The 14,849-nt window shown below is 40.7% G+C and carries 10 protein-coding genes and 1 pseudogene; 6 read left to right on the top strand and 5 right to left on the bottom strand.

The features are described from left to right. Positions 1-393: 393 nt before the first annotated feature. Positions 394-1,689, top strand: a complete 1,296-nt coding sequence (locus C9J12_RS15285) for a DEAD/DEAH box helicase (RefSeq protein WP_107243501.1) — start codon at positions 394-396, stop codon at positions 1,687-1,689. 92 nt (positions 1,690-1,781) lie between these two features. On the opposite strand, the gene C9J12_RS15280 is transcribed toward C9J12_RS15285, so the two are convergent. Then, positions 1,782-2,618 (bottom strand): carbohydrate kinase family protein, encoded by an 837-nt coding sequence (locus tag C9J12_RS15280; protein ID WP_107243500.1) that lies wholly within the window; start codon positions 2,616-2,618, stop codon positions 1,782-1,784. A gap of 234 nt (positions 2,619-2,852) precedes the next feature. On the opposite strand from C9J12_RS15280, the gene C9J12_RS15275 reads away from it, so the two are divergent. Both C9J12_RS15275 and C9J12_RS15270 read left to right on the top strand, forming a co-directional pair. Continuing rightward, positions 2,853-3,689: a PhnD/SsuA/transferrin family substrate-binding protein gene (locus C9J12_RS15275; protein WP_107243499.1), complete on the top strand. Its 837-nt coding sequence runs from the start codon at positions 2,853-2,855 to the stop codon at positions 3,687-3,689. 11 nt (positions 3,690-3,700) lie between these two features. After that, positions 3,701-5,554 (top strand): response regulator, encoded by a 1,854-nt coding sequence (locus tag C9J12_RS15270; protein ID WP_107243498.1) that lies wholly within the window; start codon positions 3,701-3,703, stop codon positions 5,552-5,554. A gap of 112 nt (positions 5,555-5,666) precedes the next feature. On the opposite strand, the gene C9J12_RS15265 is transcribed toward C9J12_RS15270, so the two are convergent. Continuing rightward, positions 5,667-7,535 carry a beta-ketoacyl synthase gene (locus C9J12_RS15265; RefSeq protein WP_107243497.1) on the bottom strand — a complete coding sequence of 623 codons (1,869 nt, stop codon included), beginning with the start codon at positions 7,533-7,535 and terminating at the stop codon, positions 5,667-5,669. A gap of 171 nt (positions 7,536-7,706) precedes the next feature. On the opposite strand from C9J12_RS15265, the gene C9J12_RS15260 reads away from it, so the two are divergent. Then, positions 7,707-8,687 carry a GlxA family transcriptional regulator gene (locus C9J12_RS15260; RefSeq protein WP_107243496.1) on the top strand — a complete coding sequence of 327 codons (981 nt, stop codon included), beginning with the start codon at positions 7,707-7,709 and terminating at the stop codon, positions 8,685-8,687. A 170-nt stretch (positions 8,688-8,857) separates the two neighbouring features. Then, entirely contained in the window at positions 8,858-9,376 is a 519-nt protein-coding gene (locus tag C9J12_RS15255) for a hypothetical protein (RefSeq protein ID WP_107243495.1), read from the top strand. A 36-nt stretch (positions 9,377-9,412) separates the two neighbouring features. Here the strand turns inward: C9J12_RS15255 and C9J12_RS15250 are convergent. Together C9J12_RS15250 and C9J12_RS15245 are read right to left on the bottom strand one after the other, a co-directional pair. Then, positions 9,413-9,529: pseudogene (locus C9J12_RS15250) on the bottom strand (methylated-DNA--[protein]-cysteine S-methyltransferase); the annotation flags it as partial. A gap of 80 nt (positions 9,530-9,609) precedes the next feature. Further along, positions 9,610-9,861: a hypothetical protein gene (locus C9J12_RS15245; protein WP_107243494.1), complete on the bottom strand. Its 252-nt coding sequence runs from the start codon at positions 9,859-9,861 to the stop codon at positions 9,610-9,612. Between the two features lie 227 nt (positions 9,862-10,088). On the opposite strand from C9J12_RS15245, the gene C9J12_RS15240 reads away from it, so the two are divergent. Continuing rightward, positions 10,089-11,255, top strand: coding sequence for an AAA family ATPase (locus C9J12_RS15240; RefSeq protein WP_107243493.1), 1,167 nt, complete (start codon positions 10,089-10,091; stop codon positions 11,253-11,255). A gap of 157 nt (positions 11,256-11,412) precedes the next feature. Here the strand turns inward: C9J12_RS15240 and pulA are convergent, their stop codons facing one another. Next, entirely contained in the window at positions 11,413-14,742 is a 3,330-nt protein-coding gene (gene pulA, locus C9J12_RS15235) for a pullulanase-type alpha-1,6-glucosidase (protein WP_107243492.1), read from the bottom strand. Between the last annotated feature and the right edge of the window lie 107 nt (positions 14,743-14,849).

Genomic DNA, 14,849 nt, shown 5'->3' with positions numbered 1-14,849 from the left:
TTAGGTCTCTTCAATAAACTCCATCAAACCCAAACTCCAAGATTCAGCCCTTTCTAATGCAATCGGATACGCAATTATATTATCAACGTGAGTAATTCTTAATCGCGCTATAAAGATTCTCATTACCAATCAAAGTATTTATGTTGGGCGAAAAGTAAACATAACAATCTTTTGCCATTGAAAAACAACAACATTTGGTAAATCTTTTACACCTTTAATACTTTAAAAATGCAGTTTTGGCTAAATAATCAACGATGATAGAAAATTAGTCCCCACAGGCTACAATTAATAATCTATAATACGCGACCAATTTTTTTTGGCTAATGGGTTACATTCATAAGCGTTAAGGCTTATGAATGTAATCGGCATCAGCCGACTGTTTAGGAACAAAGAATGTCATTTGCATCACAAAATTTTTCTCCAGAAATTGTACGCGCACTTACTGAGTGTGGTTACGAGAAGTTAACACCTATTCAAGCACAAGCAATCCCTCACGCACGTCGTGGTTCGGATATCCTTGCCAATGCACAAACAGGTACTGGTAAAACGGCAGCATTCTCTTTGCCGATTATTCAGCAAATCCTTGAAAAGCCAAAATCACGTGGTCGTTTTAATGTTCGTGCACTTATTCTTGCACCAACACGTGAATTAGCCGCTCAAATTGCTCAGAACATTGCTGAATACACGAAATACACCGATCTTAAGACTGCTGCAATTTACGGTGGCACTAAAATGTCATCTCAAGAAAGAACGCTAGAAAAAGGCGTTGATATTCTTGTTGCTACACCCGGTCGTCTAATCGAGCACGTTGATTTAAAAAATGTATCACTGACTAACATTGAATTCCTTGTTTTCGATGAAGCTGACCGTATGCTAGATATGGGCTTCATTACTGACATGCGTAAAGTGATGGGTGAAGTGAATAGCAACCCTCAAATCATGATGTTCTCTGCTACGTCTTCAAAACAAATGAATGCATTGGCAAGCGATATTCTCCGTAAACCTAAGCGCATCATGGTCGATCGCGAGAATACAACGGCTGATACTGTTGCTCACGTTGTTTACCCTGTTGATCAAGAACGCAAGCGTGAGCTACTGTCTGAGCTAATTGGTAAGAAAAATTGGAAACAAGTGCTTGTTTTCGTTAACTACAAAGAAACAGCTAACGAACTTGTAAAAGAACTTAAAAAAGACGGCATCAAAGCTGTTCTTTGTCACGGTGATAAAGCACAAAGTGCTCGTCGTCGTGCACTCGATGAATTCAAAGAAGGTAAAGCACGTGTAATGGTTGCGACTGAAGTTGCGGCTCGTGGTCTTGATATTCAAGCCCTGCCACACGTTGTCAATTTCGACATGCCATTCCTAGCTGAAGATTATGTTCACCGTATTGGTCGTACTGGTCGTGCTGGTCTTAAAGGTCATGCCATCTCTTTCGTTAGTAAAGAAGAAGAATTGACACTGGTTCAAGTTGAACAACTTATTGGTCAACGTATTCACCGTGTGCAACTTCTTGGTTATGAACCAACAAATCGTGATGCTTTCGTTCAGAAAATGAACACAAAAGCAGCATTTAAGGATCGTAAAGGTCGTACAAACAACCCTAGTGAGCAGCAAAGTTCATCAGAGCGTCGTGTACGTCTTCGCCAGGCAATCAAAGGCAAAGCAAAAATTACGACACTTAAAAAGTAATTCGTCATTTAGCCAATGACAAAAGGCGCTGTTATAACTTTCTCATCATCGAAAAAGTTATCAGCGCTTTTTTGTTTATTTAGTTTTAAAACTTATTCCAAGTAAGCCTTTAAGGCTTCCCCCGGTATAGAACTCTGCGTAGATACAGCAAAAGATGCCCACTGTGCTCCCTGCTTCATCGCTTCAGTGATAAAAGCATTATGCAGCAACCCGTTTATGACGCCCGAGGCAAAGGCATCCCCCGCTCCTGTTGTATCGACGACATCAGCTTGCACCGCAGGTATATAAAATTGCTCGTGTGCAGTATAAGCCGTTGCACCATTATCGCCATCAGTAATAATAAAATAACGTAACTGGTTTCCCGCAATCTTTTGTCCATACTCCCAAGCAGATAATAATGTTCTGCCTGCCATATCAGACTTAGACGAAATCAAGATATGACACGGTCTAACGCGTTCATCTTTCGCTAATTGTGCAATGACCAATGTTTCGTTTAATGCCGCCTCTGCCCAACATTCAGCGCCCACGGCTGATGAATTGATGTACAGCGCATCCCATTTTGCAAAATTTGGCGGTTTACCTAATTCAAAGATCGGTCTCTGTGGCCGAATAATGGTTCTTTCACCATCAGGCGTCATAATCAGCAACAATTCAGGTGTTGCTACATCGTTACGCTGTAACAAGTGACAATCTAAACCTTGTAAGCTCGCTTCCGCTAATAACCAATCTGCTGTTTCATCTCGACCTACTTGGCTTACCAGCGCAACGTGATGCCCTGCCCAGACTAAACCTAATCCAGTATTTGCACCACCGCCACCTAAACGTCTTCCACTGTCTTGATAATGGTGTCGTCCACCCATTACTAACGGTTTATCGAGCTGTAAAACACGGTCACAATTTAAGTTTGCAAGCAGCAAAATATTCGGCATAAATTCTCGATCATCCAAAGTCAGTTAGGTATTAACAAGCATCACAATACTTATGAACAAAACAGTTAACGATACTAGTCGTCACTCTAAAAAACACATTCGATTACGTCAGCACGTTCAAAAGACAACTAGCTAGATTAAAGAACCGACGGTTTAACGCTTAAAGTCCAACATATCATACATATTGGTCTAGTTATTGCTTCTTCTATACTTTCAATGTAATGGAGAAGCATCATGAAAAAATATTGCTTAGGGTTCTTACTTATATTATGTGCACAACAACCTGCTTTAGCCGATGTTGAACTGGTGTTTGGTATCTATACTTCAGATAAAGCCACGGCAATGGTTAAGCAGTTTCGCCCAATGCTTAATGTCATTGAAACGAAAATGACAAGCAAATTAGGAGAACCGGTGCAAATTAGGATGCAAATTTCAAAAAATTACCAAGAAGGGTTAAATCACCTTATCGATGGAAAAATTGATTTTGCTCGCTTTGGCCCCGCATCATACATTTTAGCAAAAGAGGCAAACCCGCAAATTACATTGTTAGCGATGGAAAGTAATAATGGTAGTAAAACATTTAATGGCGTAATTTGCGTACACAGCAATAGTACAATTGAATCGGTTAATGACTTAAAAGGTAAAAGCTTCGCGTTTGGTGATGAAAACTCAACCATTGGTCGCTATCTCTCTCAAGCTTACCTCGCTCAACATTCTATTACCTCAAAGCAATTAGAGCATTACAGCTACCTTGGTCGTCATGATAAAGTTGGAACAGCCGTCGCAACAGAACAGTTTGATGCAGGCGCCTTAAAAGAAAATACATTCAAGAAATTGGTTAAAAAAGGCGCGCCATTAAAAGCAATTGCTTACTTTGAAAATGTAACAAAACCCTGGATTGCCAGTGCAACTCTCAATGAAAAGATCACGACGTCCCTGCAAGAGACGTTATTAAGCATTACCGATCCTAATGCGTTAAAAGCAATCAAAAAAGATGGATTTCTCTTAGCTACAGATAGCGATTATAAAAAAATTCGTATGGCTATGGCTAATACTCAATTCTTTAATTAATAGGCACGCTTATGATTTCTCATTTTCGTAAACTGCCTTTATGGCTAAAATATGCGGTAATAATTTCATTTATTACCCTTATCCTTTGCCTTATTTCTGGTGAAATTGTTCGTGTTTATGAAAAAAACTACCTTGAAGAGAAAGTTGAACGTCAACTGCAGCAATATTTTACGGTTTTAACTGCTGCAACCATTGAAGATGTCTTAACAGAAGACATTCCTCATCTTGAAACCATTCTCGAATACGTTACTTCAGATATACCTGACTTAAGCTACGTTGCCATTCACAATGACCAAGATAAAACACTGGCTACTTGGGGAGTAAAGCCCTTAGACAGCAGCACAGAAAGTTCACAGATATATAAAACGATTTCTGTAGAAGGCGAAATATTTGGTTCAATGTCGATTGCAATAAGTAAAAATAATTTCATTAATGATATTGATCATCATGTTGAACAAATGCGGTTTTTCTCTGCAATTTCACTATTACTTCTTGGTGTACTGAGTTATTTCATTTGCCAGTATTTACTGCTATCGCCACTTACAAAAATTAATAACAAATTATTATCACTAAAATGTCTTCAAAAAACACCAAAGGAACCGCTCACTGAGCAATCAGAGCTTGATCGCTTAAACGCATCTGTAGACACTCTTGAAGATGTATTAAAGCAACAAATAGAACGTGAAAAGCAGCTTCAGAAAGCAAAACTAGAAGCAGAAGCAGCTAATAAATCTAAAGTTGAATTCATTGCCACAATGAGCCACGAAATTCGCACTCCTCTGAGTGTCATTTTAGGTGCACTGGAAATTTTAGAAGAAGAGCCCCTTACCCTGTATGGTCAAAAATTTACAGTTAGTGCGCATAATGCAGCCAAAATATTATTAAGCCAGTTAAATGATATTTTGGATTATTCAAAATTAGATTCAGGAAAAGCAATCTTAAACAACACCCGCTTTTCGCCATTTCAAATGGCGCAGTCAATTGTTGCAATCTTTACCGATCAAGCACAACAAAAGGGCATTACATTACAACTAAACTCGGCCCTACTAGCTGATGATTATGTACTAGGTGATGAAGGGAAGTCATCTCAAATACTCACGAACTTACTCGGAAATGCGATTAAATTCACAGATAGTGGATCTATTTCCATTAATCTGAAATCAAGTATTTACAAGGAAAAACAGTCAGTTACCTTTTCCGTTATTGATACCGGCATTGGTATCGACAGCAATAAAGTTCAATCCATATTATCTCCTTTTGTTCAGAGTGATGCTTCATTTTCCCGACGTTATGGCGGAGCTGGAATGGGGCTAGCCATTAGCCAGGCTTTAATCCATTTAATTGGAGGAGAGCTTAAAATTACCAGCGAACTACACCAAGGTTCAACATTTAGCTTTACACTTCAGCTTGAACCTACATCCGCGCCGCTTGAAACAAGCGATAAGCACACGTTGAACAATACCAAACACCAAGCAGCGACTATTTTGCTCGTCGAAGATAGTCCATCTAACCAAATGATAGCTAAAGCAATATTGGCTAAAAACGGCTTCAATGTTGCTACAGCGAATAATGGGAAAGAAGCAGTAGCTGCATTGGAGAACACAAGCTACGATCTCATTTTAATGGATTTGCAAATGCCTGAAATGAATGGTTTTGAAGCTTGTACTTGTATACGTGACCTTCATAACAATAAAAGTGACATACCGATCATTGCGATGACAGCCAATGTTAGCCAACAAGACCAAGTTCAATGCCTATCTGTTGGGATGGATGATTTTCTCACTAAGCCTATTAACAAAATAAAAATGTTAGAGGTGCTACATCATTGGTTGGGACGAAGTCACTCCCATAAAGCCGTCTCTTAAAAAACGCGAGGCTGTTATACCCATTCAAGAAAGAATGAGTTATTAACAAGACTCGCGTTTTTATCTTTTTACGTACCTAACCGCTGTTGATTAAGTTTATATAACGTTGGCTTTAGCTGTAATCTGAATACGGGTTCGTCATTGCTAACGGTATCGCCTGCTCAAATTCAGATAAACGTATTTCATTTTGCGTCATCGAAACCGACGTTTCATCCATCACATTCTCACCAAACTTATAACGGATTTTTTCATTACCCAAACATGTTTGTTGATCGTTCTCTAGACTATTCGCTTGAATCGCTACGTTCTTCTCATGATAAGCGGTGATAACATCTGCACCATATTTCGAATGCAGCATCGATAAAGTTTGGTTGGGTGATAGAACAAGCCCTGTTGCATTATTACCACCAAAACCTTTTGCATTCAAAACAACGGCTTTATAATCTTCACCGCGTTGACCTGCAAAAGCATGCTCAGTCAATATATTCAAATTGGATTGGTGCACATCATCAGCAATATGATCAATAGTTGTAATACCCGGAACCCAACCGTATTGCCACACGCCGAGTGACGCCATTAACTGATCACCAGCAGCAACACTCATTGAGTGCCCAACATACGATTTAATTGCTGTAACAGCCCAATTATCAATATCGAATGTTTTAGCAACTTCGTTCAAAATATGACTTTCAGTTACACGGTTTTGAGGTGTACCTGTACCATGTGCTTGAACAAATGTTTTCTTAACACCGTCTTCGCCTAAAATCGCTTTTGCCAATGCTGTCGCTTTAGCAACGGTGACATAGTTACCTACACCCGGTGCAGAAATAGATTTCTTATTTGCATCAGCATTAATGAATACATCAGCCACTGAACCATAGATATTAACGCCTAATTTCAGCGCTAATTCGTCATCCATCAATACTGCAAACTGTGCCGATTCTGCCATCGTAAAACCAGCGTTAGATGAGAATGGACGACACGCACGACGATTATCAACCACATCACTGTTATCGAGAGCTTTAAGCTGTTCATCTTCAGCCAACGCGCCCATTACGCGGAAGCCTTCCATTATTTCAGTCAAGACTGGCGCTTCTGCATTACCGACAATAGCAATCTTCGATTTACCTTGCTGAATATCATGCATGCCTTGGCGTAGATTATAGAGGAAAGTGGCACACGCCCCCATATTCGTACCCGTTGTACCAATGCTGTTAATCACATAGCCATTAATGAAGTCGGCAGGCATTTCTGCAAACGATAGCGCCATCATTTTAGTACTAACACGACCACCCGTTAATGGCGCTGCTAACATACCCGCAATTGATTGGTCATCGATTTGTGCTAAACCAGAACCTGCATATACAGATACTTCATCAGGTTTTATGTGTGTTAGCACTTCAGACCAGTCTATACCTAACGAATTTAGGGCATCAGATGCACCGTAAACAGTAAGTTTTAGACCACGAGGATGAAAACGAGAGTTATACATTTTACCAGGATCAAACCCAGTAGGAATATTACCGCCACTTGATACAGGGAATGTCACACGATCTTCTAATAACGCATCAAGGCTACCATTAACGGTTACCTTGGCTTTACTACCTTGTAAATCGACTGTCCAGTTATCTGGAATCACATTCGGTAGCTTTGATTTGCGCAGCGTAAATGTAATTTGATCATTCGATTCTGTATGCGTTTCAGCATTCAGGGTCGCTTTATATTGGTATAAAACGTTATCTGGATCGAATGTTTCAACACGGCGTACCAATGTACCTGCTTTAATCGCTTCAATGATTTCTTCATTGATAGGCTCTTCATCAGTAATTAACCCCATACGACGGGCTAAATCTTGCCACGTTGTTTTCATCTCATCATCGGTTAAAACATCAGAAACCATACGTTTATAACTGTGAAAACCAGAAGTACGACCGGCAGCATTAATACCGCCTAAGCCGACGATAAGAGGTAACTTTGTCATTTCGAACCTATATCAAACATTGTTTTAAACAAGATAATATCAACTTGGGCTGGTTAATCACCCTGCATTTATGCCAAAATCACTGCCATTAGCGCCATATTGATATATTGATATCTATTTTGTATAAAAACGGTGAAATTAGCACCGCATAACAAATACTTGGAGGGAAAAATGAAGGTCGGATTTGTTCTCTATAACCGTGCGTTAATAACTGGTGTTTCTTTAGCCGCTGAAATGTTAAGCAGTGCAGCCAGCTTACGAGATAGAAAAACACAGCGTAAATACCCTTTTGAGATTAAATTGATTGCGCCCTCTTTGAATCCACCCAAGCTAGCCGCAGGTATTCGATTACAGCCAGATATTACCTTTGAAGATGAAGACAATTTTGACATCGTGGTTTTACCTCCGATGTGGGGTAATCCTTTTTCTTCCATTAGCCAATCTCCCACGATAACTCCTTGGCTAATAAAACAATATCAGCATGGCGCACAATTAGTAGCGACTGGCACAGGTGTGTGTTGGCTTGCAGAAACAGGGCTATTGGATAACCAAGTCGCGACAACGCATTGGTATTTTTATGAAAAATTTACGTCTCGTTACCCACAAGTAACACTTAACCGCCAAGCTTCGATTACAGCTGCAAATGGGCTTTTTTGTACCGGCAGTATCAACTCCCAATCAGAGATGACTCTATATCTGATTGCAGAAAACTATGGTCAAAAAATCGCTGATACTATCGAAACGCATTATGGGCATGAAATATCGAAAACCAGTCAACAACCCTTCTATCAAATTGGCGGACAGATGCAATTTGATGAATCAATTGCGCTTGCTCAAGACTGGATGAAACGACATCTGGCACAACCAATTACAGCCCAACGCGTTGCACAGGAATGTAAGCTTCCTTTAAGAACCTTCAATCGAAAATTTAAGGACCAAGTGGGTCAATCCCCACATCAATACCTTCAAAAAATCAGAATGGAAGCCGCGCAACATTTATTACGTGATTTTGGTATGTCTGTACAAGATGTCGCAGAGCAAGTGGGATATAAAGACGCTTATCACTTCTCTACGCGTTTTCAACAACAATTTAGCATTACCGCAAGCCAATACCGAAAAATGGTAAAAGCTAAAATTTACAATGCGGAATAATTCTATTTCATGATTGAGCACTGAGAATCTAATATCGGATTATTTGTTACTGTGAAATAAGCATACGTTAAGTATATCTATGATAATTATGTCTATGCTTAGGGTGAAAATGTCAAAATCATAAATACTGCATTTTCTAAATCATCAGCATTAGAGGCGGAATAATACGTATGGGTTTACTCTCTCAGCTTAAAAGTTTAATCGGCATTACTGTTTTTATAGCACCAGGGTTACTGAGTGCGGAAGTGTTACCCACCAGCTCAACCAAGCTAACGGATACTGGTTGCCAACTGAATTTCTTTCACCTAGAGAAAGGTCAAGACGGTAAATTTAAAGAAGGATTAAGGGTATCTCTTGTTACTGATGATATTTATCAGCACCGTTATGTCGCAGTAAAAGCAGACGTCACCCGTCCATTAGGGTTTGAGAACATCAATTATAATCGCGCAGGAAAACCCATAGAAGTATTCAGCGTTAATTGGCGTAAGCAAAAAGAACAATTTACTTATGGACGGCTAATGTTGTTAGCTAGCACCAGTGATCGCCAAGCCTTTGATGACTTAAAAAAGCTGATCACACAAGACAAAGGACACTTTGAATTAGAAGCATCGAAACAGCATTATAGATTTAATGCCAACGCTACCCATTTAGATGACTTTTTAGCATGCGAGAAAAAACGCACTCAGTAGCTTTCTTCTACTTATACCCAAGCTACCTCAAGATGCTCATTCATCACAATTGATAATGCCTTCTAATTTCAACAGAAAGGCTTTGTGCTCTACCCCACCAGCGTAACCTGTTAATTTGCCATTCGCACCAATAACACGGTGACAAGGCACTATAAATACAAAAACGCCAGCGAAGAGATTAATCTTTACGCTGGCGTTTGTATTGTCTGTTCTGCCGTTTTGTATCACTTACGTTACAATTTGCTTTTTACGGTTATGTCTTCACACTCACCATCAATCACATTATGCGACGGTGCTGCTTTATTTAAAGGCGATTCATCGAAAGATCCTTGCTCGGCAACAGAGTTAGCATATGCCATTTTTCGTTGAATAAATGGCTTGGCGATAAATGCCGCCACACCGATAAATAATGCCATTATTGCTGCAAACGACACCGTGAATAGACCAATGACAATAGCAATAAAACCAGCAATAAGATTTCTCATAGTCGTGTCTCTTTCATAATTCAATTTAGGCTAAACCATCACTTGCTGTGAACTTACCTCAGTAAATGCAACTTAGCAAATCACATTAGACCTCTTACCATTATGTTAGATTACTCTATTGAGTATGAATCTAACTTGAACAAAAGTAATATTTTGCAACTGGTTCATGTATGATTTAACGCAAGTTACCTCAATGTCATCATGTTCCGATAATTACAGCAGGCTTTATGATCACATCGCTTTCCATCAATAACTATCGCTCTGTTTTACAATTAACATTACCTTTAGGCCCGCTAAATGTTATTACTGGAGCCAACGGAAGTGGAAAATCAAATCTATATAAAGCTCTGAAATTATTAGCAGATACTGCTAATGGTGGCGTAATAAATACATTAGCTTCTGAAGGCGGATTAGATTCCACCTTTTGGGCTGGTCCCGAAAATATTACCGCAGCAATGCGTCGTGGCGATGTGCCAATAGAAGGAAGTGTACGTACTGAAGTACGGCGCTTACGTTTAGGATTTGCCACCGAAGATTTTGGGTATTCGATCGCACTTGGTTTACCTGAACCATCCAACTCATACTTTTCACTCGATCCTGAAATAAAACGCGAATGTATATGGAGTGGTCCGTTTTATCGTCCAGCCTGTTCATTAGTTGACCGTAAAGGCTCGATGATAAAAGTACGCAACGGACGAAGTTGGCAAGTAGTTGCTCAACACATTCAGCACTTCAACAGTATGTTCGACCACATATCAGATCCTAATGGTGCACCTGAAGTCTTTCACATGCGCGAGCTCATTCGAAGCTGGCGATTTTATGACCATTTCCGTACAGATAAAGACGCACCAGCCCGCAAGCCACAACTAGGAACTCGCACTCCCGTATTACATCACGATGGACATGATTTAGCCGCTGCGCTACAAACCATTATTGAAATTGGTGACGGCGTCACTTTACATAAAACAATTGATGATGCTTTTCCAGGCGCTCGCCTTCGCATTGTCTGTCACGAAGACAGCCGGTTCTCAATTGAATTTCATCAAGAAGGATTACTCCGCCCTTTATCCGGCGCAGAACTCTCTGATGGTACTTTACGTTATTTACTTTGGGTAGCAGCATTGCTAACACCACGCCCACCCAGTTTGATGGTTCTGAATGAGCCTGAAACCAGCTTGCATCCTGATTTATTACCAGCATTGGCCCGTTTGATTTTACATGCTTCAGCACAAACTCAAGTCTGGGTGGTATCACATGCTAGCCGCCTAATTGCAGCCCTAGAAGAACACCCTTCTTGTAATGCCATCAATTTAGATAAACAGCTCGGTGAAACCATTATTCCCGTTCAGGGCTTGCTTGATGCTCCCTCTTGGTATTGGCCTGATAAACACTAGCCTGATTACTTTTTGTCTTCATTTATAGCGTAAAAAAAAAATCCCTCAGTGAATGTATTAATACTCACTGAGGGATAGTTTTTAGTAGAGATCTACCGTGTTACTAAGAAAGATAACAACACTTAATTATGCAACTCGCTATATCGTTGTCGCGTAATTATTTCGAGGAAACTGGTAAGCCAGTACCGCGTTCACCACTACGTTTTTGTACAAAGACAACTGGTGTCCATGCTGGTATTGTTAACTTGGTATCCGCTACTGATGCATCCGTTGCTAATGCTGTCGTATGCTTCTCACTAACCGTGAAACCAGCCTGCTTGATATCAAACGTCTGCTCTGTTGGGGTAGCGTTAATCACAATGACCATCGCATCTAACGTTGGATCCACATCTGCACCTGAAGTGGTACCGTTATCGATACTCATCACAATCAGACCCGCCTCTTGTGCTGCGCCAGTGTTATGGAAATCAACACGCGCATTAACATCTTCACCCGTACCTAACGTGATCAGAGGATAAGATTGACGAAGATTAGCTAGTTCTTGATAAAAGCTCACCATGTCTTTCATATCCTGTGATGTTGGCTTAGCTTTTTCGCCACTGCCTTCGATCACTTTGGTGATGATGTCGTAGTTGCTGCTGTCTTTATCTGCACGTGGCAGACCTTTATTCCAGTTATTGTCCTCTAGCGTGAAATCAACTTTGTTGTACCAATCACCTGAATCGTACGAATCACGCTGCATGGACTTAGAACGTAAAAGCTCTGAACCCATATGCAAGAAAGGTACACCTTGACCTAACATAGCCGTTGATAAAGACACCGTTTGCATTCTTACACGCGTCGCAGATGTTACGTCATACGGGATCTTGTATTGATTGTTATCCCATAAAGTTTGATTATCATGCTTTGATACGTAGTTTTGTACTTCTGATGGATCCTTCGCATAACCCGCAGGTTGACCATTGTAATCAACTTGGTCACCACGCACTTTACTTCCAGTTGAATCAACCATTACGAAAGTTTCAAGGTTTCCAGCCATACCCAAACGCGTCAGATCAGCTAAGTGTAATGCTGTTTCTTTATCAGTTGTTGTAATGTCATTTGGTTGAACAAACGCACCGTTACCAAAACCTTGGTTTTTACGTAACCCATCACCACCATCAAATGGACCACCGCCACGTACGGCATCACGTAAACGGTCAGAGAAGCTACCTATGCCCGTACCACCTAAGTTAGGTTGTGTTGCTTGTACAAAGAGGCTATCGTTTGCGACTTCACCAAAGTTCCAGCCTTCACCATAAAAGTAAGTATTAGGATCGACATTTTTAACGGCTGCCAATGACTCTTGGATTTGTGCTAATGGGTGATGCCCCATCAAGTCAAAACGGAATGAGTCAATCTTGTAATCACGAGACCAAACAACCAATGAATCTTTGATCAACTTACCCATCATCGCGCGTTCCGGCGCGGTATTTGAACAACACGTCGAGTTCTCGACAGAGCCTGTAACCGGATTCAAGCGGTTGTAGTACCAAGGTACAATCTTATCTAGCACTGATGTTTCAGATTCTGGACCTGCCGAGTTCGTATGGTTGTATACCACATCCATAACAACGTTCATGCCAATGTCTGTTTTAATCGACTTTACCATTTCACGCATCTCTAAAATACGTTGTTTACCATCAGGATTCGTCGAGTAAGAACCTTCTGGCACAGTGTAATGCAATGGGTCATAACCCCAATTAAAGCTATCGGTAGCAGACACTAAACGGTTAAGTTCTTGAACCGATGGATTATCTGCCGTGTCGTTACCCTGCTCACGCTCAAGTACTTCAGCAATAGTTAACCCTGATGAACAATCATTCTTAAACGATGACGTTTTCACATCTGAGTTCACATCACATAACTTGCTGAAAGGTTCATCAATATTAGCAACTTGGTTTGGATCTTCATTGATGGTCGCAATATCAAAGATTGGTAATAATTGCAGGTGAGTAACACCGTTCTCTTGTAACGACTTAAGATGACGAACAGGCACAGTGTCGTCTTGAGTAAATGCCTCAAACTTCCCACGAACCGCTTCTGGTGTTGATGTATCTTGAGCAGAGAAATCGCGCACGTGCGATTCGTAAATAACAAACTTTGATGGATTATCTTGTTTGAACGGACGCTCTAATGAGTCCCAACCATCTGGCTTCAATGCTGGATCATCAAGATCTATCACTTGGCTATATTCCGAGTTCGTCGACAAGCTCAGGGAATATGGGTCAGTAACTTCGTATTCTTCAACATCACCCGTTACAGGGTGAACGACTGACACTAAGTAACGGTAGAAGGTACCGCTTGGTGCTTTATCTGTCTTAAGGAACCACACACCAGAGTCTTCATCAAAGTCCATCTGTAAGCGACCTAACTCTTTCTTGTTGGCATCGTATAATACGGTAACAATATTTTGTGCCGACGGTGCCCATACTTGGAATGTCGCTTCACTACCCGCGAGTACTACGCCTAATTCAGCATTACGCGCATACAGTGCAAACATATCATCATAGGCGCCAGCTGGTTGTACTTTGGTACCGCCAAGAACATTGCCGTCTTTATCTACAGCAATCACTGCCATTTCGGCTTTCATTACTGGGCGCATATTAATTGTGCTATCGACACTGAATGCAGGTTTACCAACCAATTGTGGGAATTTCGCAATAGCATCGGCAGACATTGTGCCACTGTCTAATACGATGTAATCATTTTCATACGCGTAAGCATCCCCTTTAGGTTCAATGTCTGCCGCCAAAGATACATATAAACGAACTTCATCTGCCCCTTCTGCGCCATCCCACACTAGCGTATTTTGGTCAACTAAATGCGCAGATGCGTTAGCTATACCAGAAATGGAAACAAATGCACTTTCACGGCTATCAACTGAGGTTCCACTCCCTGCAACAATAGAAGCGGTTCGGTCGGTAATATCATCAAAATTGATTGAACCATCAGCACCAAGCAAATTTTGCTTATTGTTATCTCGTACAATCAAGTTAATACAATTCGTACTACCTGCCGTTAATGGCAACTTCCAATACGGACCATACTGATCGGCACCAACTGGTTTATTGCTTTCATCATCCCACCCTACTAATAGTTCATCATCAGCACGGTCACATTTGTCATTATTCCAAATATGCAGGCTGTAATTTAAATAATCAGCGGCACTTTTAGCCACCGCAGAATCACTTTTTTCAACAAAATAGAGTACAGCCTCGCCATTAGCGGCTTGAATAGGCTCTTCAACAGCACCACCTGCTGGCAGTTTTGCAACTGGGCCATCCGTTGCCGGTAGGTTGATATCAATCGCTGGTGGATTTGTGGTATCAAAATATCCGTTACCAGAATCACCAGAAGAATCTGATGAACTATTACAACCAAAAATGGCAGCAGTAGAAAGCAGAGGGAGCATCAGTTTAGCTATCGTAGACAATTTAAAATTCACGTTTCTTTCCTTGAATAATTCATTCTTATTGGTCTTGGGGAAGATAAGAGTGTTTTATTTTTATGAGCGGAAAGTAAAATAAAACTGTCTATACAAACTGTGATTTC

This window comes from Photobacterium frigidiphilum, from assembly GCF_003025615.1.
Lineage (GTDB): Bacteria > Pseudomonadota > Gammaproteobacteria > Enterobacterales > Vibrionaceae > Photobacterium > Photobacterium frigidiphilum.
The sequence above is the reverse complement of the archived record's forward strand: the minus strand, read 5'-3'. Positions and strand labels throughout refer to the sequence as shown.

Excerpts from the sequence above, each read along its gene's own strand:
- C9J12_RS15285 (WP_107243501.1), top strand. The coding sequence starts at position 394 with ATGTCATTTGCATCACAAAATTTTTCTCCAGAAATTGTACGCGCACTT.
- C9J12_RS15280 (WP_107243500.1), bottom strand. The coding sequence starts at position 2,618 with ATGCCGAATATTTTGCTGCTTGCAAACTTAAATTGTGACCGTGTTTTA.
- C9J12_RS15275 (WP_107243499.1), top strand. The coding sequence starts at position 2,853 with ATGAAAAAATATTGCTTAGGGTTCTTACTTATATTATGTGCACAACAA.
- C9J12_RS15270 (WP_107243498.1), top strand. The coding sequence starts at position 3,701 with ATGATTTCTCATTTTCGTAAACTGCCTTTATGGCTAAAATATGCGGTA.
- C9J12_RS15265 (WP_107243497.1), bottom strand. The coding sequence starts at position 7,535 with ATGACAAAGTTACCTCTTATCGTCGGCTTAGGCGGTATTAATGCTGCC.
- C9J12_RS15260 (WP_107243496.1), top strand. The coding sequence starts at position 7,707 with ATGAAGGTCGGATTTGTTCTCTATAACCGTGCGTTAATAACTGGTGTT.
- C9J12_RS15255 (WP_107243495.1), top strand. The coding sequence starts at position 8,858 with ATGGGTTTACTCTCTCAGCTTAAAAGTTTAATCGGCATTACTGTTTTT.
- C9J12_RS15245 (WP_107243494.1), bottom strand. The coding sequence starts at position 9,861 with ATGAGAAATCTTATTGCTGGTTTTATTGCTATTGTCATTGGTCTATTC.
- C9J12_RS15240 (WP_107243493.1), top strand. The coding sequence starts at position 10,089 with ATGATCACATCGCTTTCCATCAATAACTATCGCTCTGTTTTACAATTA.